Source organism: Ochrobactrum sp. SSR, from assembly GCF_030067775.1.
Classification (GTDB): Bacteria; Pseudomonadota; Alphaproteobacteria; order Rhizobiales; family Rhizobiaceae; genus Brucella; species Brucella teleogrylli.
In genome coordinates this window covers 2,138,217-2,158,465 of sequence record NZ_CP125969.1, presented here as the reverse complement: position 1 = coordinate 2,158,465, position 20,249 = coordinate 2,138,217, and the positions used below count along the sequence as shown (strand labels likewise).

Below are 20,249 nucleotides of genomic sequence, written 5' to 3'. Positions count from 1 at the left end.
TTGCGAAACAAATGAAAGGCGGGCTTCGGCCCGCTTTTTTATTCCAGAACCGTTTCACCATCCTGCTTGCTGACCCGAATCGGCCTGCTGCCGCAATGCTCGGCTATAGCGCTGGCAAGAGCGCTGGAATGGGTTACAACCCAGATCTGGCTGCGCTCGGATGCCTGCGCGATCATTCTCGCAAGTGACGGGATCATGTCCGGGTGCAGGCTTGCTTCCGGTTCGTTCAGCGCGATCAATGGCGGCAGGCGGTAGGCTAAAAGCGCGCCCGCCAGCGCCAATAGGCGAATCTGTCCGTCGGACAATTCGCCGGGTCGAAAGATGCGGGGCGGGAAAGCTGGAAAATTCAGGCCGAAACTGGCGGTTTCTTCCGGATAAGGAACGACCAGTTTCGCACCATCCAGCGCCTCTTCTATAAAGCGATCCAGATCGACCGTATCCTGACGGATATGCGCAAGCGTGGCAAAGACTGAGGCAAGATTGCCGCCATCCTCGTCCAGCATGGCTGCGGTGGCCGCAATGGAAGGCTGGCGTGCAGGAGCGTCGCGGTCGCTTCGGAAGCCGTGATAAAATCGCCAGCCACGCAGTTGCGCCGCGAGGTCGCCGATCTCGGGATAATGGCCCGACTGACCAAGCACGGCCAGCCCGCTTTCCGATGTCAGAAGCCGCGTCGGATGCTCCATGCGCCGCCCTTCCCCATCGCGGGCAAAGACCGCCGGACCGCGCCGGTCCATGAGATCGACCGGGCGACGACCCGTATCGAGATTAAGCTGTTCTTCCTTGATCTGCGGCTCGAAAGGAAATGCCCCGGAAACAGGTGGCGGCAAACCCGCCTCCACCCGATAGGAAAGGCGCGACGCCAGCCTTTCGTCCTCGAAATCCGCTTCCAGAATGATCCGCGCCGATTCGTGCTTGCGACGACCGCCGCTCCACATGGCCGACTGCATGCCGCCTTCCCGCACGATCTCCGTGGAGAAATTGCCTTCCGCAGCCGCCTTGATCAGTTGCAAAGCCCGATAGAGATTGGATTTGCCCGCCCCGTTTTCACCGACGAACACCGTCACCTGTCCAAGATCGAACCGGACAGAACGCAGCGAACGATAGCCTTTGGCCGAAAAGGAAGCGAGGCGCATGATCTCCACAACAGGCTGACACAACAAGGGCGGCACATGCCGCGCCGCCCTTTATATCCGTCTCGATGCGAACCACAAATTCCAATCAACCGGCCAAGGCCGTCACAGGCTCGAACCGGCGATTGTCTCTTGGCCGCGCATTATTCCCATTTCATCTCGCCCTTGATGACCTTGGCGCCCAGTTCCAGGCTGCTTTCGCCGCCCAGATCCGGATAGCGCTTCTTCATCGCAGCGATAAGCGTGGCACTATCCTTGGCCTTGTCGGCCTCCTCATCGAATGCAGCGATATAATCGCGGGTGAATTTGACCGCCGAAACATCCGTCGCAGAACCGGCCATCATATGGGCCGGGACAACCACTTCAGGATTGCGCGCCGCAATCGCATCGAGGTTCTTGATCCATGCCTCGCGCTGCGCCTTGTCAGCCGTATCGGCCAGCCAGATATGCTCGCCTGCGCCAATCAACACGCCGCCGAACACCGCCTTCAGCGATGGCACCCAAAGATAGCGGCGGTTCTTCATGCCTTCAGCCGGGACGATCTCAATCTCGTTGCCTTCCAGCGTGAGCGTCTTCACATCCGAGGCCTGCGGCAGGACCAGATCGGAGAGGTTCTGCGGGCCATTATCCTTCAGCTGCGGTCCCCAGACCTTAAGCTTCGTCTCGACATTGCCATTGATGGCGGCAACGGTTTCAGGAGCAGCGATGATTTTGACATCCGGGAAAGCCGACTTGATCTCGCGCAGGTTGAAATAATAGTCGGGGTCGCTCTGGCTGACATAGACCGTGGTGAGCTTCTTGCCGGTTTCCCTGATCTTTTCGGCAACTGCCTTGCCATCGGAGAAGGTAAAACCGCCATCGAGCAGAATGGCTTCCTTTTCCCCCGTCAACAGAACCGGCGTCCGGTTGAAGCCATTCTCATCGGCCTGGAAAAACTGCCACTGCAACGGCGCTGCCTTTTCCTGTGCCGCTGCCGGACCCGCAACGGCCAGTCCCGCCACGCCTAGTGCCGCAAAGGCCATGCCTTTCATGAGGTCTGAAAATCGCATCATCTGAATACTCCTGAAATAATGATTGAACCGACGGACACACCGCGCGGCTTTCACGCATGACGCATGGGGAAGTCGCTTCCCATTTTTCGCGTCACGCCTCGGGCAATATGCAAATTGTAAATTAGTTCATTTAAAACAAGGAGTTATAAAAATGTTTGCAGGGAACAGCAATGTTACCTTGCTGAATTCCTTGAGCCTTTTTGTGGTTAGCGAAACAAAAAAAAACGGCGCCCGGAAGCGCCGCTTTTGTGATTTCAGATCAGAGGAACGATCAGAGCTTCGACAGCTTCTGCGCCAATGCGAGGAAAACCTGTTCGGCCAGTTCTTCCGCGGCGCGCTTGCGCGCATCGCGTTCTGCACGAAGGTTTGCGAATTCCTGACGCGGACGATCAAAGGAAGCGCCCGTCGTTCGTGTGCCCGTGGCAAGCGGCTTGCCGTCCTTGTCACGCAGCACGAAATTCGACGTCGCCTTGACGATACCAGCCGATGGACGGCCCGTGCGGTCGGTCTGATCGCCGATATCCACGCTCACGGCGGAAATCGTGCTCGTGCTGAGGCCGAGGCTCAGACGATACATCGGGTTGGCTGGTTCGCCAGCGCCACCGCCGAGCAGGAAGATCAGGCGATTGCGCACCTGCTGGCCATAGACATCGCCAGCCGGATCGATGGACACGGAAGCAAGCTTGGTGCGCATATCCGGCGTCACACTGCCGCCGATCGAACCACCGGCGCCGCCGCCCGACGAATAAAGCGGCTGCACCGTGCAGCCAGCAAGGAGAACCGCAGCTCCCACAGCCACAAAAGCGACGCGGAAAGTCTTGATTGCGGAGAGGAAACGATCAGGCAACGACATTGACGATCCTTTGCGGCACCACGATAATCTTCTTCGGCGAGCCCCCGTTGAGCGCAGCCTTGACGAAGTCAAGTTCGAGCACCGCCTGCTGGATGCTAGCTTGATCAGCGTCGCGGGCGATTGTCAAATCCCCACGCTTCTTGCCGTTGATCTGCACCGGCATCACGATCTCGTTTTCCACCACCAATGCGGCGTCGAAGAGCGGCCATGGCGCGCGGGCGACCAACGTTTCCTGTCCGGCGATCTTGCCGCCCAGTTCCGTCAGGCACTGTTCAGCAAGATGCGGCATCATCGGTGCGAGCATCTGGATAAGCTTTTCCGTGGCGTCACGAACAGCGCCCTTCAGCTCATCATCGGCCTTGTCCGAAGCGACAAGCTGCAACGGTGCTGCAAGCGCATTCACCAGCTCATAAAGTCGCGCAACGCCGCGATTGAAAGCGAGCTTTTCGATATCGTCGCCAACAGCGTTGACCGTCTTATGCACGGCCTTGGAAACGGCAAGCGCTTCGCCCTGCGAACCGGTCTTCGGCGCGACATCCTTCAGATGTTCGGCTGCTTCCGACACCAGACGCCAGACGCGCTGCACGAAACGATGTGCGCCTTCGGCGCCTGCTTCCGTCCAGATAACGTCACGTTCCGGCGGCGAATCGGACAGCATGAACCAGCGCGCAGTATCTGCACCATAAGAAGAGATGATATCGTCAGGATCAACGACATTCTTCTTCGACTTCGACATCTTCTCGATGGAACCGATTTCAACCGGCGCACCGCTGTCCAGCATGGTTGCGGTGCGCTTGCCGTCAATGTCCTCAATGCGGATATCGGCAGGAGCAACCCACTGACCATCGGCCTTGTAGGTTTCGTGCACAACCATGCCCTGCGTGAACAGGCCCTTGAAGGGCTCATCCAGACCGACATGGCCCGTAACCTTCATGGCGCGGGTGAAAAAGCGCGAATAGAGCAGATGCAGGATCGCGTGTTCGACACCACCGATATACTGGTCGACCGGCAGCCAGCGGTCTGCAATCGCACGATCGGTCGGCTCGTTTTCCCACGGCGCCGTGAAGCGCGCATAGTACCAGGACGAATCGACAAACGTATCCATCGTGTCGGTCTCGCGCCGGGCTTCGCCACCGCATTTCGGGCACTTCACATGACGCCACGTGGCATGACGATCCAGCGGATTGCCCGGACGGTCGAAATCCACATCGTCCGGCAGCTTGACCGGCAGGTCGGCGCGCGGCACCGGATTGACGCCACAGCTCTCGCAATGGATCATCGGGATCGGGCAGCCCCAATAGCGCTGGCGCGAAATGCCCCAGTCGCGCAGACGGAACTGCACCTTGCGGGCCGCTTGCGGACGATTGCCAAGCGTGGTCTGTTCCAGACGGTTTGCAACCTCGTTGAAGGCTGCTTCCGGCGCCAGACCATCGAGGAAACGCGAATTGATCATCACGCCGTCATCGGTATAGGCCGAGTCGGTGATGGCAAAAGTGGCAGCGTCCTCGCCCTTCGGCAGCACGACCGGCGTTACCTTCAGCGCATATTTATTGGCGAAATCCAGATCGCGCTGGTCATGCGCCGGACAGCCGAAAACAGCGCCCGTGCCATATTCCATCAGCACGAAATTGGCGACATAGACCGGCAGCTCCCAGTTCTCGTCGAACGGGTGCTTGACCTTGACGCCGGTATCAAAGCCCTTCTTTTCAGCGGTTTCAAGCGCTGCAAGCGAGGTGCCGTGCTGGTGGCATTCTTCGATGAAGCCGGTCAGCGCAGCATTACCTTCGGCAAGCTTTTTGGCCAGCGGATGATCGGCGGAAATCGCGACAAAAGCCGCGCCGAACAGTGTGTCGGGACGCGTCGTGTAAACCTCGATTTCCGAGAAGCCTTCCGGTGCCGTCTTGCCGTCGAGCGCGAAACGAACCTGCAAGCCTTCCGACTTGCCGATCCAGTTGCGCTGCATCAGGCGAACTTTTTCCGGCCACTGGTCGAGCGTGTCGAGACCGGCCAGCAATTCCTCGCTGAAATCAGTGATCTTGAAGAACCACTGCGTCAGTTCGCGCTGTTCGACCAGCGCGCCTGAGCGCCAGCCGCGACCGTCCACCACCTGCTCATTGGCGAGCACGGTGTTGTCCACCGGGTCCCAGTTGACCTTGGAGGTTTTGCGCGTCACCAGACCTTTTTCGAACAGGTCGATGAACAGCATCTGCTGACGATGGTAATATTCCACATCGCAGGTCGCGAATTCACGCGACCAATCAAGCGACAGGCCCATGGACTTGAGCTGGCGCTTCATCGTTTCGATGTTCTGGTAGGTCCATTCCTTCGGATGCACCTTGTTCTGCATCGCGGCATTTTCCGCAGGCATGCCGAACGCGTCCCAACCCATCGGGTGGAGCACATTGAAACCCTTGGCACGCTTGTAGCGGGCAACGACATCGCCCATCGCATAGTTGCGCACATGGCCCATATGGATGCGCCCCGATGGATAGGGGAACATCTCAAGCACATAATACTTCTCGCGCGGATCGCTGTTGTCCGTTTCGAAAGTCCGGTTTTCTTCCCAGACTTTCTGCCAGTGAGCTTCCGCCACGCGCGGATTATAACGTTCGGCTGCCATGTCCGTATTTACTCGTACGAAGGTGATGCAATAAGGAGAGTCGATATTTAATGGCGACCTTCACCACGTATTGGCGAAAGCGTCAACCTTTTGCGGATGAAAAGCCTGAAAGCGAGAGTTTCATGTCAGATATCGTCACGAACCTGAACACGGTCAAGGCCGCAATCGCCAATGCCGAAAAGGAAGCGCATCGCAACGAAGGTTCGGTCACGCTCGTCGCCGTGTCGAAAACCTTCGATGCGGATGCGATCCGCCCGACGCTCGACGCCGGACAGCGCGTCTTCGGGGAAAACCGTGTGCAGGAAGCACAAGCCAAATGGCCTGAACTGCGCGACCATTATTCCGGCATCGAACTGCATCTGATCGGCCCGTTGCAATCCAACAAGGCAGCCGATGCCGTCGCCCTGTTCGACGTCATCGAAACGGTGGACCGCGAGAAGATCGCAGCCGCGCTTGCCGACGAGATCGCCAAGCAGGGCAAGAGCCCGAAACTTTATGTGCAGGTCAATACGGGTCTGGAAGAACAAAAGGCCGGCATCGCACCGAAGGACGCCGTCGCCTTTGTCGCCCGCTGTCGTGATGAACATGGCCTCGCCATCGAAGGGCTGATGTGCATCCCGCCTGCCGATGAAAACCCGGGACCACATTTTGCCCTGCTGGAAAAGCTCGCCCGCGAAGCTGGCGTCGAGAAGCTCTCCATGGGCATGTCAGGCGATTATGAGACCGCTATCGGCTTCGGCGCGACCTCGGTTCGGGTCGGCTCAGCGATTTTCGGCGGTCGGTCCTATACGTCTCCGGCCTGATTTTTTTCAGTCGTGCAGGAAGTTAGTGCAGAACGATCTCCCCCCTGCACATTTTTCCAGTCCGATGGGCCGAGCAAGCGGCAATGGGTATATGTCACCGAATGCAGCGGCCCGTCGATCTCCCGTTTCCAGAACTCGATGAAATGATGCAGCACCGGAAATTCCGGCGCGACATCATATTCCTGCCAGACAAACAGCTGCAGCAGATGCGGGTGATCCGGCATGTGATAGAAAAGTTTTGCCGTCGTCAGACCGTAACCGGCGAGTTGCAGTTCGAAGGCCGATCTCGCGTGAAAAGCGGACGTCGTCATGGCGATTTCCCCTTTTTTTTGAAGAGCCATATATTTGGCTCCCGTATTTGAGATAATCGCTCCAAATAGTTTTTAAAGTGTAAAAACAATATGTTAGCACCATAGAGGCATGAGTGCTGCCAATGCAGAGATTTAACCTGCGTCATTGTGGACGGCAGACGGTCCTATCGTCTAATTTACCTTCACCGCTTAGGAAGCTAGATAAGACCCAACAGTGGTTACGAACCACGCACCGACGAGAGGACGTTGGTGAAACTTGGAGGAAATGATGTCGGAAAAGCTTTACCCCGTGCTGCCGGAGGCAAAGAAGAACACGCTCATTGACAATGAGACCTACCTCGAATGGTACAAGGAAAGCGTGAGCGATCCGGATGGCTTCTGGGCCAAGCACGGTCGCCGCATCGACTGGTTCAAGCCTTTCACCAAGGTCAAGAACACCGATTTCAACGGCGACGTCTCCATCAAGTGGTATGAAGACGGCGTCACCAACGTTTCCTATAATTGTATTGATCGCCACCTGAAGAGCCGTGGCGACAAGGTCGCCATCATCTGGGAAGGCGACAACCCCTATATCGACAAGAAGATTACCTATCGCGAGCTCTATGAGAACGTTTGCCGCATGGCGAATGTGCTCAAGAAGCATGGCGTCAAGAAGGGCGACCGCGTCACGATCTATCTGCCGATGATTCCGGAAGCCGCCTATGCCATGCTCGCCTGCGCGCGCATCGGCGCGGTGCATTCCGTGGTTTTCGCAGGCTTCTCACCCGAAGCGCTGGCCGGTCGTATCGTCGATTGTGAATCCACATTTGTCATCACCGCCGATGAAGGCGTGCGTGGCGGCAAGCCGGTTCCGCTGAAGGAAAACACCGACACCGCCATCGATATTGCCGCCAAGCAATATGTCATGGTCAACAAGGTGCTGGTCGTGCGCCGCACCGGCGGCAAGGTCAGCTGGGGCCGTGGCCGCGATCTGTGGTATCATCAGGAAGTCGCCAGCGTCGAGCCGCATTGCGAACCGGAACCGATGAATGCGGAAGATCCGCTCTTCATCCTCTACACGTCCGGCTCCACCGGCAAGCCGAAGGGTGTGCTGCACACCACCGGCGGCTATCTCGTCTATGCTTCGATGACGCACCAATATGTCTTCGACTATCACGACGGCGACACCTACTGGTGCACGGCGGATGTGGGTTGGGTCACGGGCCATTCCTATATCGTCTATGGACCGCTGGCCAATGGCGCCACGACGCTCATGTTTGAAGGCGTGCCGAATTTCCCCGATCAGGGCCGGTTCTGGGAAGTCATCGACAAGCACCATGTCAACATCTTCTATACCGCGCCAACGGCGATCCGCGCGCTGATGGGCGCTGGCGATGAATTTGTGACGCGTTCTTCCCGCTCATCGCTGCGCCTGCTTGGCTCGGTCGGCGAGCCGATCAATCCGGAAGCCTGGGAATGGTATTATCATGTGGTCGGCGAGGAAAAGTCGCCCATCGTCGATACCTGGTGGCAGACGGAAACCGGCGGCATTCTGATCACGCCGCTGCCCGGCGCGACCGACCTCAAGCCCGGCTCCGCCACGCGCCCGTTCTTCGGCGTCAAGCCGGAGCTCGTGGATAATGAAGGCAATGTGGTCGATGGTGCGACCGATGGCAATCTCTGCATCACCGACAGCTGGCCCGGCCAGATGCGCACGCTTTACGGCGATCACAAGCGCTTCATCGAGGCTTACTTCTCCACCTACAAGGGCAAGTATTTCACCGGTGACGGCTGCCGCCGCGATGAAGACGGTTATTACTGGATCACCGGTCGCGTCGATGACGTGCTGAATATTTCCGGCCATCGCCTCGGCACGGCGGAAATCGAATCGGCGCTTGTCTCACATCATTCGGTTTCCGAAGCTGCCGTTGTTGGTTATCCGCACGGGATCAAGGGACAGGGCATTTATTGCTACGTCACCTTGATGACCGGCGCAGAAACACAGGACGCCGACGAACTGCGCAAGGAGCTGACCCAGCACGTGCGCAAGGAAATCGGCCCCATCGCCACACCGGACAAGATCCAGTTCGCGCCCGGCCTGCCGAAAACCCGTTCGGGCAAGATCATGCGCCGTATCCTGCGCAAGATCGCCGAAGACGATTTCGGTTCACTGGGCGACACGTCAACCCTCGCCGATCCGGGCGTGGTGGACGACCTGATCGAAAACCGTCAAAACAAGAAGTAAAACAGAAGGGCCGGGATTTTCCCGGCCTTTTCATTTTTGGATGCGCCCTCCTTATCCTGAGGAAGCGTCCTGAGCTTGTCGAAGGCCGCTGTCTCGAAGGATCAGGAGGGAAGCACAGCCTCGTCCTTCGACACGGTGCTACGCACCGGCTCAGGATGAGGGGCGCGCGCAGGCCGCGGTAGCTGAAATATCCGAAGCTTAGAAGTCGATTGTCCTACCCTTAATCTCCCAATCGCCGAAACGCGCCGGGTCCTTGCCACCGCGCCCGCCGATTTCACGCGGGGCCTTGGCACTGGTTTCGGTAGCGCGGCGTTCTTCCGCTTCCTTGAGGGCGCGCTGGGCAGCCGGAGGCAGATCGTCAAACTTGCGCGGCGCAGCGTTCTCGTCGATGTCGGTTTCGTCGCGTTTATCGGTCATCCGCTGAAGTCCTATTATTGAAGCGCAGGCTTTTGATACCCATCATATAGGCAGGAATAGGTGGGACGCAAAACCCTGTTTGAGATAAACTCTCGCTGAATTGGAGATCACGACGCATGAATATGACGAAAACTGCCATGCTGATTGCTCTCATGACAGTCATGTTCATGAGCATCGGCTATTTGCTGGGCGGCGGCGGCGGCATGATGATCGCGCTGGTGTTTGCTGTCGGCATGAACCTGTTCGGTTACTGGAACTCCGACAAGATGGTGCTGCGGATGTACAATGCGCAGCAGGTCGATGAGCGCACGGCGCCGGATTATTACCGCATGGTGCGCGGACTTGCCGCCAATGCCGGCTTGCCGATGCCAAAGGTGTTCATCATCCACGAGGACCAGCCCAACGCCTTTGCCACCGGGCGCAATCCCGAAAATGCGGCTGTCGCCGCCACCACGGGTCTTCTCCAGCGCTTAACGCCGGAAGAAGTCGCGGGCGTGATGGCGCATGAGCTGGCGCATGTGCAAAACCGCGATACGCTCACCATGACCATCGTGGCGACGCTGGCCGGTGCCATTTCGATGCTCGGCAATTTCGCCTTTTTCCTCGGCGGCAACCGCGAAAACGGCAATGGTGTCATTGGTGTTATCGGCACCATTCTGGCGATGATCGTCGCGCCCTTTGCCGCGATGATCGTTCAGATGGCCGTGAGCCGTACCCGCGAATATGCCGCCGACAAACGTGGCGCAGAAATCTGCGGCAACCCGCTATGGCTGTCTTCGGCGCTTAACAAGATCGCCCGCAGCGCCAAGGCGACCGTCAATGAAAATGCCGAACACAACCCGGCAACGGCGCATATGTTCATCATCAATCCGCTGAGCGGACGGGGTGCCGACAATCTTTTCTCAACCCATCCGGACACCGACAATCGCATCGCGGCGCTTGAACAATTGGCCGGAGAAATGGGCATTCGCTCAACCGGAATGGCTCCCCGCGCTGCTGCCCCGTCACAAAACAGTGGTCCCTGGGGCCAAAGAAGTGGTAATGCAGGCGATAACAACAGTGGCGGTTCCGGTTATCGGGGGCCATGGTCCTGAAAATCATCTCATAAAAGCAGAATAGCGTGAACGATAAGAAGCCCGCGCCAAAGCGCGGAAACAACAAGCCATCGGTGCAGAACAACGCGGTGGAACGCCCCGGCTTGAGCGCGCGTCAATGTGCGGCGCGCCTGCTGGGTGCGGTGATCGAAAAGAACACCTCGCTGGACGGTCTCACCGACAACAGCCATGGCCATCCGCAATATCTGGCGCTGGAGCCGCGTGATCGCGCGCTGGTACGTGCGATTCTGGGTGCAAGCCTGCGCAATCGCGGCGCCATTGAACGGGCCATTTCCAAACGTCTCGACCGCCCGCTGCCGGAAAATGCCGTTGCGCTGAAGCATTTGCTGCATGTCGCCGTGGCGCAGATTTTCTATCTCAACCTTCCCGACCATTCGGCGGTGGATCTGGCGGTGGAAGCCGCCAATGCCGATCCGCGCAATCGCAAATATGCCGGTCTGGTCAACGCATTGCTGCGTCGCCTGTCGCGCAACAAGGAACGCGCGCTGGCACACACGTTGCTACCGGAAGGCAACGTGCCCGAATGGTTCGCCAAGAGCATCGTCGATGCTTACGGCGCGGAAAAGGCTGCGGCCATCTTCGCCATGCATGCCTATGAGCCGCCAATCGATTTCACCGTGAAGAGCGACCCGGAGCTATGGGCCGAAAAACTGGGCGGCATTGCGCTGCCGAACGGTTCTGTCCGTGTGCAGACGGTGGAGGGTTCGCTGACCGACCTTCCGGGCTTCGCCGAGGGGGACTGGTGGGTGCAAGACGTGGCGGCAAGCCTGCCTGCACGCCTGATGGGCGATATCAAGGGCAAACGCGTCGCCGATCTCTGCGCCGCGCCCGGCGGCAAGACGGCCCAGCTCGTGCAACAGGGTGCCGATGTCACCGCGCTCGACCTGTCGGAAAACCGGTTGAAGCGCCTGCGCGGCAATCTGGAGCGTCTCGGTTTCGAGGCGAAGACCGTTGCGACCAATCTGATGGATTTTGCGCCGGAAGAGCTTTTCGACGCGGTTCTGCTCGATGCGCCCTGCTCTTCCACCGGTACGGTGCGCCGTCATCCCGACGTTCCGTGGACCAAGACGCCACAGGATATCACCAAGCTTGCCGATCTTCAGGGCAAGCTGCTGGCCCATGCTGCAACCTTGGTAAAGCCCGGCGGCGTCATCGTCTTTTCCAACTGCTCGCTGCATCCGCTTGAGGGCGAGGAAATGGCCCGCAAGGCGGCAGAAAATCCGCTGCTGGAGCCTTTCCCGATCACCGTGGACGATTGCGCCGGTCTGGAAGGTCTGATCACCAGCGAAGGCTATCTTCGTTCCACGCCAGCCGATCTTCCGCCCGAGCGTTTCAACGGCGATCCGCATAGGGCGGGCATGGACGGTTTCTTCGCAGCACGCTTCAAGCGGCGCGCGTAAGCCAAACTAAATCGTAAAAATTGTCATAACGGGGTGCGATACCCGTTATGGTTAACGCTCGATTCATCATTCTATAGAATTGTAAAGAAGGCTGGAATTCTGATCCGGCCTAAAGGATTTGAGCATTTCCAGCAAAAGTGCGAAGCGGTTTTGCGTTGGATAATGCGTAGGCACAATGACAAAAGATACGGAGAAAGACCGGGTGGCAGTCGCGCTGAGCGAAACCCCTCACCTTTGGGGACTGGCCGTTGCACAGGCGTGGCGCAAGTTCAGCCGCCGCCTGCGTATGGGGCCGCTTTACAGCTGGCGCTTCACCGGCTTTACGCCCGACCGTATCCTGATTGCACCGCCCGATCTGCGCGTCGCCGACCCGCAGCTGGCGCAGGAATTCTATCACGGGCGCTTCGCGCTGGCAGGTCGCCTTGTCGAAACCGGCGGGCTTTCGCCATTTGCCGTTGAGCCGCCGACCCCCGAATGGGAAGCAGCGCTTCAGAGCTTCGGCTGGCTGCGCCATTTAAAAAGCGCCAACAGCGAACTGGCGACCGCCAATGCGCGGGCGCTGGTCGATGACTGGATGCGCATGTTCGGCAAGCGCATCGGCGGTCTCGCATGGGCGCCAGAAGTGACAGCACAGCGCATCATCGCCTGGTTGCAGCATTCCAACCTGATCCTCTCCGGCGCAGAAATGCCGGCCTATCGCAAATTCATGCGGTCTCTCGCCATGCAGGTCCGCTACTTGCGCACCGTTGCGGGCGCGATGGACGACGGCGAAGAGCGTCTGCGCGCGCGTATCGCGCTCGCTTTCGCCGCCCTTGCATTGCCGGTCTCACCGCCGACTGCCCGCGCCGCCCGACGCAATCTCGAATATGAACTGAAGCGCCAGATTTTGCCCGATGGCGGGCATATTTCGCGCAATCCGGTAACCGTTCTGGAGCTGCTGGCCGATCTTCTGCCGCTGCGCCAGACCTATGCCAATGGCACGGAATCGCCACCCAAGGCCCTGATCGAGGCGGTTGAGCGTATGCTGCCCGCATTGCGCTTCTTCCGCCATCAGGATGGCAGCCTTGCACTGTTCAACGGCGTGGGCCCGACCATGCCGGAACGGATCATTTCCGTGCTGCGTCATGACGAAACCGCCGGCTCACCGCTGACCCATGCGCCCTATTCCGGCTATGAACGTCTTTCCATGGGATCGACGACCATCATCGCCGATACCGGCCTGCCGCCGCCGGTCACTGCCTCGCGGGATGCCCATGCGGGCTGCCTTGCCTTTGAAATGTCCTCCGGACGCCAGCGCTATATCGTCAATTCCGGCATCGACCGTTTCGGCCCGCCGGAATTTCGTCCATTGGGACGCTCCACGGCTGCCCATTCGACAGCGACTATCAACGACACATCGTCGTGCCGGTTCAGCCTCAATGCTGGCCTCTCCAACATGATCGGTACGCCGATCATTGCCGGACCGACGCGCGTACAGCGTGACCGCATCGAAGAAATGGGGCGACAAGGTTTTGTGGCGAGCCATGACGGCTATGCGCGCCTGTTCGGCATTTATCACGAGCGCCGTCTCGTGCTGTCGCACAATGGCAGCGTCATTCAGGGGGCAGATCGCTTTTACCGTGGCGACGGACGACCGCTGAAAGCCAATGGACGCGACAATATTGCGGTGCGGTTCCACCTGCACCCGTCGGTCGACATTTCCTATGACGAGAACGGCCTGATCGTCCTGTCTGCCGATCGGGACGACACCTGGGTTTTCTCCTGTTTCGAAGTCGCGCCGCAACTGGAAGACACGATCTTCTTCGCTGGGTTCCGCGGACCTGTCACATCCAAGCAGATCGTGCTGTCCTTCCCGGCCTCCGAATTGCCGGAGGTCAACTGGCAGTTCAGCCGCGTGGCGCTCGGAAGCTACGTCTAACGCTTTTACACGTTCACGGATGCGGCGTTGGGAAACCGTGCCGCTCTGTCAGCGCGGCCAGAATTTTGTGTGGATCGGCAATCAGCGAACGCCCCAGATAGGTGCCCGTTTCCAGCGGCGAGCGGTCGCCGTCCTTCAAGATCAGCAATGGCAGTGACTGGTTTTCCTCACCCGCAAGCTGGATCACCTTCTCACGTGGCCGGGAAAATGCGACGCGCTCGATCTTCAGATCTCCACCGAGCGACGGAAACGACACCAGAACACCCTCAATCAGCGCGCAGTGCCAGCAATAGAATTCCTGTCCGGGATAGGCCGGATCTTTGAAACCCGGGGTCAGAAGAAACAACGTATCTTGGGTCATTTTGCTTTGGCCTCAAAGCGAATGGATTTACAAATCACTGTTACATCATTCCATAGCAGTTCTTCACCAAGCCGTCTTCAAAAGTGAGTAACCGTCGCGGAACCGGATGCATCGCATGCCGTTCCGGTTTAAGGCGGTCCTCAACAACAGGAGTTTATCCCATGGGCGAAAAGATCAATCAGCGCATCGTGCTTGCATCGCGTCCAGACGGACGCCCCACGGCGGAAAACTTCCGGCTGGAAGAAGCGGCAGTTCCGAGCGCTGGCGAAGGCGAAGTGCTTCTGAAGCTGCGCTATCTTTCGCTCGACCCCTATATGCGCGGTCGCATGAGCGCTGCCAAATCCTATGCCGCCCCGGTGGAAATCGGTTCCGTCATGGAAGGCGGCACGGTGGGCGAAGTGGTGGAAAGCCGCAGCGCGGGCTTCGCGCCCGGTGACTTCGTCTTGTCTCATTCCGGCTGGCAAAGCTATGCGGTGGCCAATGCCTCCACCTTGCGCAAACTTGACCCTGAACAGGCACCGCTCACCACCGCCCTTGGCGTTCTCGGCATGCCGGGCTTCACCGCCTATTCCGGCCTCTTGACCATCGGCCAGCCCAAGGAAGGCGAAACGGTGGTCGTTGCGGCAGCGACAGGTCCTGTCGGTTCTGCGGTCGGTCAGATCGCCAAACTGAAAGGCGCGCGGGCCATCGGCATTGCCGGCGGCGCAGATAAATGCAAGGCGCTGATTGACGAATTCGGTTTTGATGTTGCGGTTGACCATCGCAGCCCGAATTTCGCACAGGAATTGGCGCTGGCCTGCCCGGACGGCATCGACGTCTATTTCGAAAATGTCGGTGGCAAGGTCTTTGCAGCAGTTTTCCCACTTCTCAACCAGTTTGCCCGTGTGCCGGTTTGCGGGCTTATCGCGCAGTATAACCAGAGCGGCCCATTCGACGGTCCCGACCGCCTGCCGCTTGTGATGCGTGATATCCTGTCCAAGAGCCTGACCATTCGCGGTTTCATCCAGCGCGACTTTGGCGATCAACGCCCCGCATTTTATCACGATATGGCGAAATGGATCGCTGACGGACAAATCCGCTATCGAGAAGACATTGTGGAGGGGCTCGAAAACGCACCGAAAGCCTTCATTTCGATGCTCGACGGCGGCAATTTTGGCAAGCTTGTCGTCAAGCTCACATAGAATGCAACTATTCCGCTTGCAGAACATCATTTCGGGCACGATGCTATGCCGGGTTTCGGATGTGAGTCACTTCGGCAAGGCAGGCAGATCATGGGTGAGCGCCAGCAGGCTGGCATAGGCGAGGGCGCCGGCGGTCCGGGACGCGAGCGCCAGGAAGAAGCGCGCCGTATTCTGGAGCGGCTGGAACGCGAGCAAACCGGCGCGGAAGGTATCGTCCGTCGTGGTTTTGCCCGCACCGCCACACACCTTGCCGCCGGGGACACACCTGAAAACGACCGCATCGAACTCTGGGCCACCCGCATCGGGCGGACGCTGGGCCTTCTCATCACGCTGACGATCATCGTCTGGCTCGTCTTTTATCTCATGCAAAGCTAGGTCTAACATGACGCTTTCTGCGCCTTCGGACGCGACAACCGTTATTGTCATTTCAAGCCATGTCGTGCGCGGTTCGGTGGGTAACCGGGCAGCCGTCTTCGCATTGGAAACGCTGGGCTTTCCGGTCTGGGCTGTGCCAACGGTTGTCCTGCCCTGGCATCCCGGCCATGGTCCTGCCGGACGCATCGTGCCACCGCCCGAAGAGTTTTCCCGCCTGATGCAGGATCTCCAGCGCGCCCCGTGGCTGGGCGAAGTCGGCGCAATCCTGACCGGCTATCTGGGTCACCCGGAACAGGCGGCAGCTGTCGCTGAGCTGGTCAAAGGCGTCAAGGCGCGCAACCCGAACGCCGTCTATCTCTGCGATCCGGTCATCGGCGATGAAAAGGGCCTCTATGTGCCCGAGGCAACCGCCATCGGCATTCGCGACAAACTTATGCCGCTTGCGGATATCGCCACCCCCAACCGGTTTGAACTGTCCTGGCTGACCGGCGTGCCGCTCGAAGACAACAAATCACTGATGGAAGCTGCCCTGGACGCTGGCCCGGCAACCATGCTGGTCACCTCCGCCTTCCCGCTGATGGCGGGCAGCATCGGCAATATATTGCTGACGCCGACCATGGCGCTGATGGCAGAACATCGCAAGGTAGACGGCCCCACCAACGGACTCGGCGACCTGACATCGGCGGTGTTTCTTGCGCGCCGCCTTTCAGGATTGTCGGAAGAAAAGACTCTGCAAAGCACCACCGCTGCCGTGTTCGAAATCATGGCGCGGTCGGCAAAACGCGGCGCCGACGAACTGATGCTGGAAGCCGATGCCTCCAGCCTCGCCTCGCCGATGGCCATGGTGCAGACGCGCCGTCTTGTGCACCCGACCAAGGGATTGCGCGCCTGACGCCTCAGCGACCTTTCTGCGGCATGATCATTTTGATTGATCTCGGTTTTCGTTAGGGATATTGGAACGTTATGGCTGATCTTCCGGACACACTCCTCTCAGGTTACAGAACCTTCATGACGGAGCATTTCGCACGGGAAACCGCGCGCTATCGCGAACTGGCGGAAAAAGGACAATCACCGGAAACTCTGGTTATTGCCTGCTGCGATTCCCGCGCTGCTCCCGAAACAATCTTCAACTCTGCGCCGGGCGAAATGTTTGTCCTGCGCAATGTTGCCAATCTCATTCCCCCTTACGAGCCTGACGGCGAGTTTCATGCGGCATCGGCTGCGCTGGAATTTGCGGTGCAAAGCCTCAAGGTCAAGCACATCGTCGTCATGGGCCATGGGCGCTGCGGCGGCATCAAGGCTGCGCTCGATACGGAAAGCGCGCCCCTGTCGCCCGGTGATTTCATCGGCAAGTGGATGAGCCTGATTGCACCTGCGGCTGAAGCCGTCAGCGGCAACAGCCTGATGACGCCGACCGAGCGTCAGACAGCGCTGGAGCGCATTTCCATCCGCTACTCTATCAATAATCTGCGCACCTTCCCCTGCGTCGATATTCTGGAGAAGAAGGGCAAGCTCACCTTGCACGGCGCATGGTTCGATATTTCGACCGGCGAGCTCTGGGTCATGGATCAGCAGAGCGGCGACTTCAAACGCCCCGAAGCCGGTGAGCCTATTCTGTAATTCCTGCCAGACGGCAATAAAAAGCCCCGGTTCGACCGGGGCTTTTTTGTTTCCAGGCAGAGCGGAGCGCTTTGGCAGCGCTCCGTGGTTTCTGTTAATTCCCGTCGATGGCCTTGCCCATGACGGCAATGGCGCGCTGGTAAACCTGCGCGGCGTTCCAGCCCTGGATCGCGCCGTAATTCGGCTCACCCGGCTGATAGCCTGCACCACGGCTCCAACCGTGACCGACCAGGAAGTTGGCAGTCGAGTGGAGAGCATCCGCCTTGTTCTTCAGGTCGAAATGGGCGCTGCCCGAACCGCTGACGCCGTATTTCAGGACGTTTGCCGGCATGAACTGCGTCTGGCCGATTTCACCATGCATGGCGCCAACTGCCTGCGGGCTGAGATCGCCCTGATCGACCAGCTTGAGAGCCGCATAAAGCTGACCGGTGAAATATTCGGTGCGGCGGCAATCATAGGCCAGCGTTGCAACGGCTGAAATCGTGTGCTGCTTGCCAAGATAGTTGCCGAAGCCGGTTTCCATGCCCCAGATCGCGATCAACGGACCGGCAGGAACGCCATAACGCTTTTCGATATTGGCGAAGAGAGCCGCGTTCTGCGCTTTCATGGCCTTGCCGCGCTTGATGATCGTATCCGCGCCGCGCTTCTTCATGAAGTCTTCAAAGGAGAGCTTGAAGCTCTTCTGGTTGCGGTCGGCATTGATGGTGGCCTGCGCATATTTGGTGTTGGCCAGCGCGCTGAGGCCCGCCTTGCCAACGCCGCGCGACGGCGCTTCCTTCAGGGTCTGCTGCAGCCACGCATTGTAGCCGGCAGCATTGTTGCCGCATTGTGCGGCTTCAGCCGCGCCTGCACCCGCAAACATGCCTGCTGCAAGAACTGTCGCCGCCCAAATCCGGCCCTTGGCAGTCAACGCCATTCTTCTCTCCTTGTGAAGTGATCAGCTGTGAACTGTTTAGCGAAATTGATTCGCCTTATGCGGGAATTTGCCATTACCACACTGTATTGTCATCGGCGGATATGCGCTAAATTGGGTGAAAGAACGGCAATTTGACCGAGTTTTGCTTGACATTCGGCTCTTCGACGCCTAATCCACCCCTCAATCTATCCGCGATCTTCAGAACGCGAGCCACCGACCGGGACCCATTATGGTATAAAACGATCCCGGAGGTCCACATCCGACAGCGCGATGCGCCCTCGGGTGCTGTATCGCTTTGGGTGCTTCTTGAACTGGCAGACACGCGGGACGATCTATCCCGGATGAAGCCTCCCGCCTATTCCCGGATATAAGGAAACGCGATGTTTGAATCACTTCAGGAGCGTCTTGGCTCCATTCTGAACGGCCTCACCGGACGCGGCGCTCTCTCCGAAAGCGACGTGACGGCGGCGCTGCGCGAAGTGCGTCGTGCGCTCATCGAAGCCGACGTTTCGCTGGAAGTGGTTCGCTCCTTCACCGACCGCGTTCGTGAGAAGGCCGTCGGCGCTGAAATCCTGAAGAGCATCAAGCCCGGTCAGATGGTCGTCAAGATCGTCCATGACGAGCTTATCGAGATGCTCGGCACCGAAGGCGTTTCCATCGATCTCAACGCACCGGCACCGGTCGTCATCATGATGGTCGGCTTGCAGGGTTCGGGTAAGACGACCACCACCGGCAAGATCGCCAAGCGCCTCACCGAACGCCAGCGCAAGAAGGTGCTGATGGCGTCGCTTGATACGCGCCGTCCCGCCGCGCAGGAGCAGCTTCGCCAGCTGGGCATCCAGACCAGCGTCGACACGCTGCCGATCATCGCCGGTCAGTCGCCGGTTGAAATCGCCAGGCGCGCCGTTCAGGCTGCAAAGCTCGGCGCCCATGACGTCGTCATTCTCGACACCGCAGGCCGCACGCATATCGACGAGCCGCTGATGGTGGAAATGGCGGATATCCGCAAGGCCGCCAATCCGCATGAAATTCTGCTTGTCGCCGACAGCCTGACCGGTCAGGACGCCGTGAATCTGGCGCGCAATTTCGATGAACGCGTCGGCATTACCGGTATCGTTCTGACCCGCATGGACGGCGATGGCCGTGGCGGCGCAGCGCTTTCGATGCGCGCCATCACCGGCAAGCCGATCAAGCTGATCGCCACCGGCGAAAAAATGGATGCGCTTGAGGAATTCTATCCGAAGCGCATCGCCGACCGCATTCTGGGTATGGGCGACATTGTTTCGCTCGTCGAAAAAGCTGCTGAAAACATCGACGCGGAAAAAGCCGCTGCGATGGCCAAGAAAATGCAGTCCGGCAAGTTCGATCTCAACGATCTCGCCGACCAGTTGGGCCAGATGAAGAAGCTCGGCGGCATGGGCGGCATCATGGGCATGATGCCCGGCATGGGCAAGATGAAGGATCAGGTTGCTGCAGCCGGCCTCGACGACAAGGTGTTCGACCGCCAGCTTGCCATTATCGGTTCCATGACCAAGGCTGAGCGCGCCAATCCGGACCTCTTGAAGCACAGCCGCAAGCAGCGCATCGCCAAGGGTTCCGGCACCAACGCCGCCGACATTAACAAGCTTCTCAAGATGCACCGCCAGATGGCCGACATGATGAAAGTCATGGGCAAGGGCAAAGGCGGAATGATGAAGCAGATGATGGGCGGTCTTGCCAGCAAGATGGGCCTTGGCGGTCTGGGTGGCGGCATGGGCGGCCTCGGCGGCATGCCGGATCTGTCGAAGATGGACCCGAAGCAGCTTGAGGCGCTTGCCAAGCAGGCGGAAGCAGCCGGTCTGACGAAAGGCGGCGGTTTGCCTGGACTTTCGGGCGGCGGTCTTCCCGGTTTGGGCGGACCCAAGCTTCCGGGTCTCGGTGGCGGCCTTCCGGGTCTGCCGAAGAAAAAGTGAG

At 59.0% G+C, this 20,249-nt stretch carries 17 protein-coding genes and 1 pseudogene; 10 read left to right on the top strand and 8 right to left on the bottom strand.

The features are described 5' to 3' along the window. Window positions 1-38 precede the first annotated feature (38 nt). The 4 genes from QLQ11_RS10165 to leuS form a co-directional block, all read right to left on the bottom strand. Window positions 39-1,133: an AAA family ATPase gene (locus QLQ11_RS10165; protein WP_109369822.1), complete on the bottom strand. Its 1,095-nt coding sequence runs from the start codon at window positions 1,131-1,133 to the stop codon at window positions 39-41. 140 nt (window positions 1,134-1,273) lie between these two features. Next, window positions 1,274-2,182 (bottom strand): MBL fold metallo-hydrolase, encoded by a 909-nt coding sequence (locus QLQ11_RS10160; RefSeq protein WP_244597179.1) that lies wholly within the window; start codon window positions 2,180-2,182, stop codon window positions 1,274-1,276. Window positions 2,183-2,453: 271 nt separating this feature from the next. Then, window positions 2,454-3,035 (bottom strand): LPS assembly lipoprotein LptE, encoded by a 582-nt coding sequence (lptE, locus tag QLQ11_RS10155; RefSeq protein ID WP_109369823.1) that lies wholly within the window; start codon window positions 3,033-3,035, stop codon window positions 2,454-2,456. Then, complete coding sequence (leuS, locus tag QLQ11_RS10150; RefSeq protein ID WP_124915897.1) at window positions 3,022-5,655, bottom strand: leucine--tRNA ligase; 2,634 nt, start codon at window positions 5,653-5,655, stop codon at window positions 3,022-3,024. The genes lptE and leuS overlap by 14 nt, the downstream gene beginning before the upstream one ends. 122 nt (window positions 5,656-5,777) lie before the next feature. Between leuS and QLQ11_RS10145 the strand changes: the two genes are divergently transcribed. Continuing rightward, window positions 5,778-6,458 carry a YggS family pyridoxal phosphate-dependent enzyme gene (locus QLQ11_RS10145; protein WP_109370321.1) on the top strand — a complete coding sequence of 227 codons (681 nt, stop codon included), beginning with the start codon at window positions 5,778-5,780 and terminating at the stop codon, window positions 6,456-6,458. 22 nt (window positions 6,459-6,480) lie between these two features. Here QLQ11_RS10145 and QLQ11_RS10140 read toward each other — a convergent pair. Then, window positions 6,481-6,769 (bottom strand): annotated as a pseudogene (locus tag QLQ11_RS10140) (usg protein). A gap of 268 nt (window positions 6,770-7,037) precedes the next feature. Here QLQ11_RS10140 and acs point away from each other — a divergent pair. Continuing rightward, window positions 7,038-8,993 carry an acetate--CoA ligase gene (acs, locus tag QLQ11_RS10135; protein WP_109369826.1) on the top strand — a complete coding sequence of 652 codons (1,956 nt, stop codon included), beginning with the start codon at window positions 7,038-7,040 and terminating at the stop codon, window positions 8,991-8,993. 198 nt (window positions 8,994-9,191) lie between these two features. On the opposite strand, the gene QLQ11_RS10130 is transcribed toward acs, so the two are convergent. Then, a complete protein-coding gene (locus tag QLQ11_RS10130) occupies window positions 9,192-9,410 on the bottom strand; it encodes a DUF1674 domain-containing protein (protein ID WP_109369827.1) in 219 nt (72 codons plus the stop codon). A 116-nt stretch (window positions 9,411-9,526) separates the two neighbouring features. On the opposite strand from QLQ11_RS10130, the gene htpX reads away from it, so the two are divergent. From htpX to QLQ11_RS10115, 3 genes are all read left to right on the top strand, one after another. Continuing rightward, the gene (gene htpX, locus QLQ11_RS10125) at window positions 9,527-10,504 is read left to right on the top strand and encodes a zinc metalloprotease HtpX (RefSeq protein WP_109369828.1); all 978 of its coding nucleotides are present in this window, start codon (window positions 9,527-9,529) and stop codon (window positions 10,502-10,504) included. A gap of 26 nt (window positions 10,505-10,530) precedes the next feature. Then, window positions 10,531-11,925: an RsmB/NOP family class I SAM-dependent RNA methyltransferase gene (locus QLQ11_RS10120; protein ID WP_283735955.1), complete on the top strand. Its 1,395-nt coding sequence runs from the start codon at window positions 10,531-10,533 to the stop codon at window positions 11,923-11,925. A gap of 175 nt (window positions 11,926-12,100) precedes the next feature. Continuing rightward, window positions 12,101-13,843: a heparinase II/III family protein gene (locus QLQ11_RS10115; RefSeq protein ID WP_140026197.1), complete on the top strand. Its 1,743-nt coding sequence runs from the start codon at window positions 12,101-12,103 to the stop codon at window positions 13,841-13,843. 13 nt (window positions 13,844-13,856) lie between these two features. Here the strand turns inward: QLQ11_RS10115 and QLQ11_RS10110 are convergent, their stop codons facing one another. After that, the gene (locus QLQ11_RS10110; RefSeq protein ID WP_109369831.1) at window positions 13,857-14,204 is read right to left on the bottom strand and encodes a DUF3088 domain-containing protein; all 348 of its coding nucleotides are present in this window, start codon (window positions 14,202-14,204) and stop codon (window positions 13,857-13,859) included. Window positions 14,205-14,365: 161 nt separating this feature from the next. Between QLQ11_RS10110 and QLQ11_RS10105 the strand changes: the two genes are divergently transcribed. The 4 genes from QLQ11_RS10105 to QLQ11_RS10090 all read left to right on the top strand — a co-directional run bounded on the left by QLQ11_RS10105 (window position 14,366) and on the right by QLQ11_RS10090 (window position 17,380). After that, the gene (locus tag QLQ11_RS10105; protein ID WP_109369832.1) at window positions 14,366-15,385 is read left to right on the top strand and encodes an NADP-dependent oxidoreductase; all 1,020 of its coding nucleotides are present in this window, start codon (window positions 14,366-14,368) and stop codon (window positions 15,383-15,385) included. 90 nt (window positions 15,386-15,475) lie between these two features. Then, complete coding sequence (locus QLQ11_RS10100; RefSeq protein ID WP_283735956.1) at window positions 15,476-15,760, top strand: hypothetical protein; 285 nt, start codon at window positions 15,476-15,478, stop codon at window positions 15,758-15,760. 7 nt (window positions 15,761-15,767) lie between these two features. Next, window positions 15,768-16,652, top strand: coding sequence for a pyridoxal kinase PdxY (gene pdxY / locus QLQ11_RS10095; RefSeq protein WP_109369834.1), 885 nt, complete (start codon window positions 15,768-15,770; stop codon window positions 16,650-16,652). Window positions 16,653-16,723: 71 nt separating this feature from the next. Further along, entirely contained in the window at window positions 16,724-17,380 is a 657-nt protein-coding gene (locus QLQ11_RS10090; protein WP_109369835.1) for a carbonic anhydrase, read from the top strand. A 94-nt stretch (window positions 17,381-17,474) separates the two neighbouring features. Here the strand turns inward: QLQ11_RS10090 and QLQ11_RS10085 are convergent, their stop codons facing one another. Beyond that, window positions 17,475-18,296, bottom strand: a complete 822-nt coding sequence (locus QLQ11_RS10085; RefSeq protein ID WP_109369836.1) for a lytic murein transglycosylase — start codon at window positions 18,294-18,296, stop codon at window positions 17,475-17,477. Window positions 18,297-18,676: 380 nt separating this feature from the next. Here QLQ11_RS10085 and ffh point away from each other — a divergent pair, with 380 nt between their 5' ends. Then, on the top strand, window positions 18,677-20,248 hold the full coding sequence (gene ffh / locus QLQ11_RS10080; protein ID WP_078339572.1) for a signal recognition particle protein: 1,572 nt from the start codon (window positions 18,677-18,679) through the stop codon (window positions 20,246-20,248). The last annotated feature ends 1 nt before the right edge of the window (window position 20,249 follow it).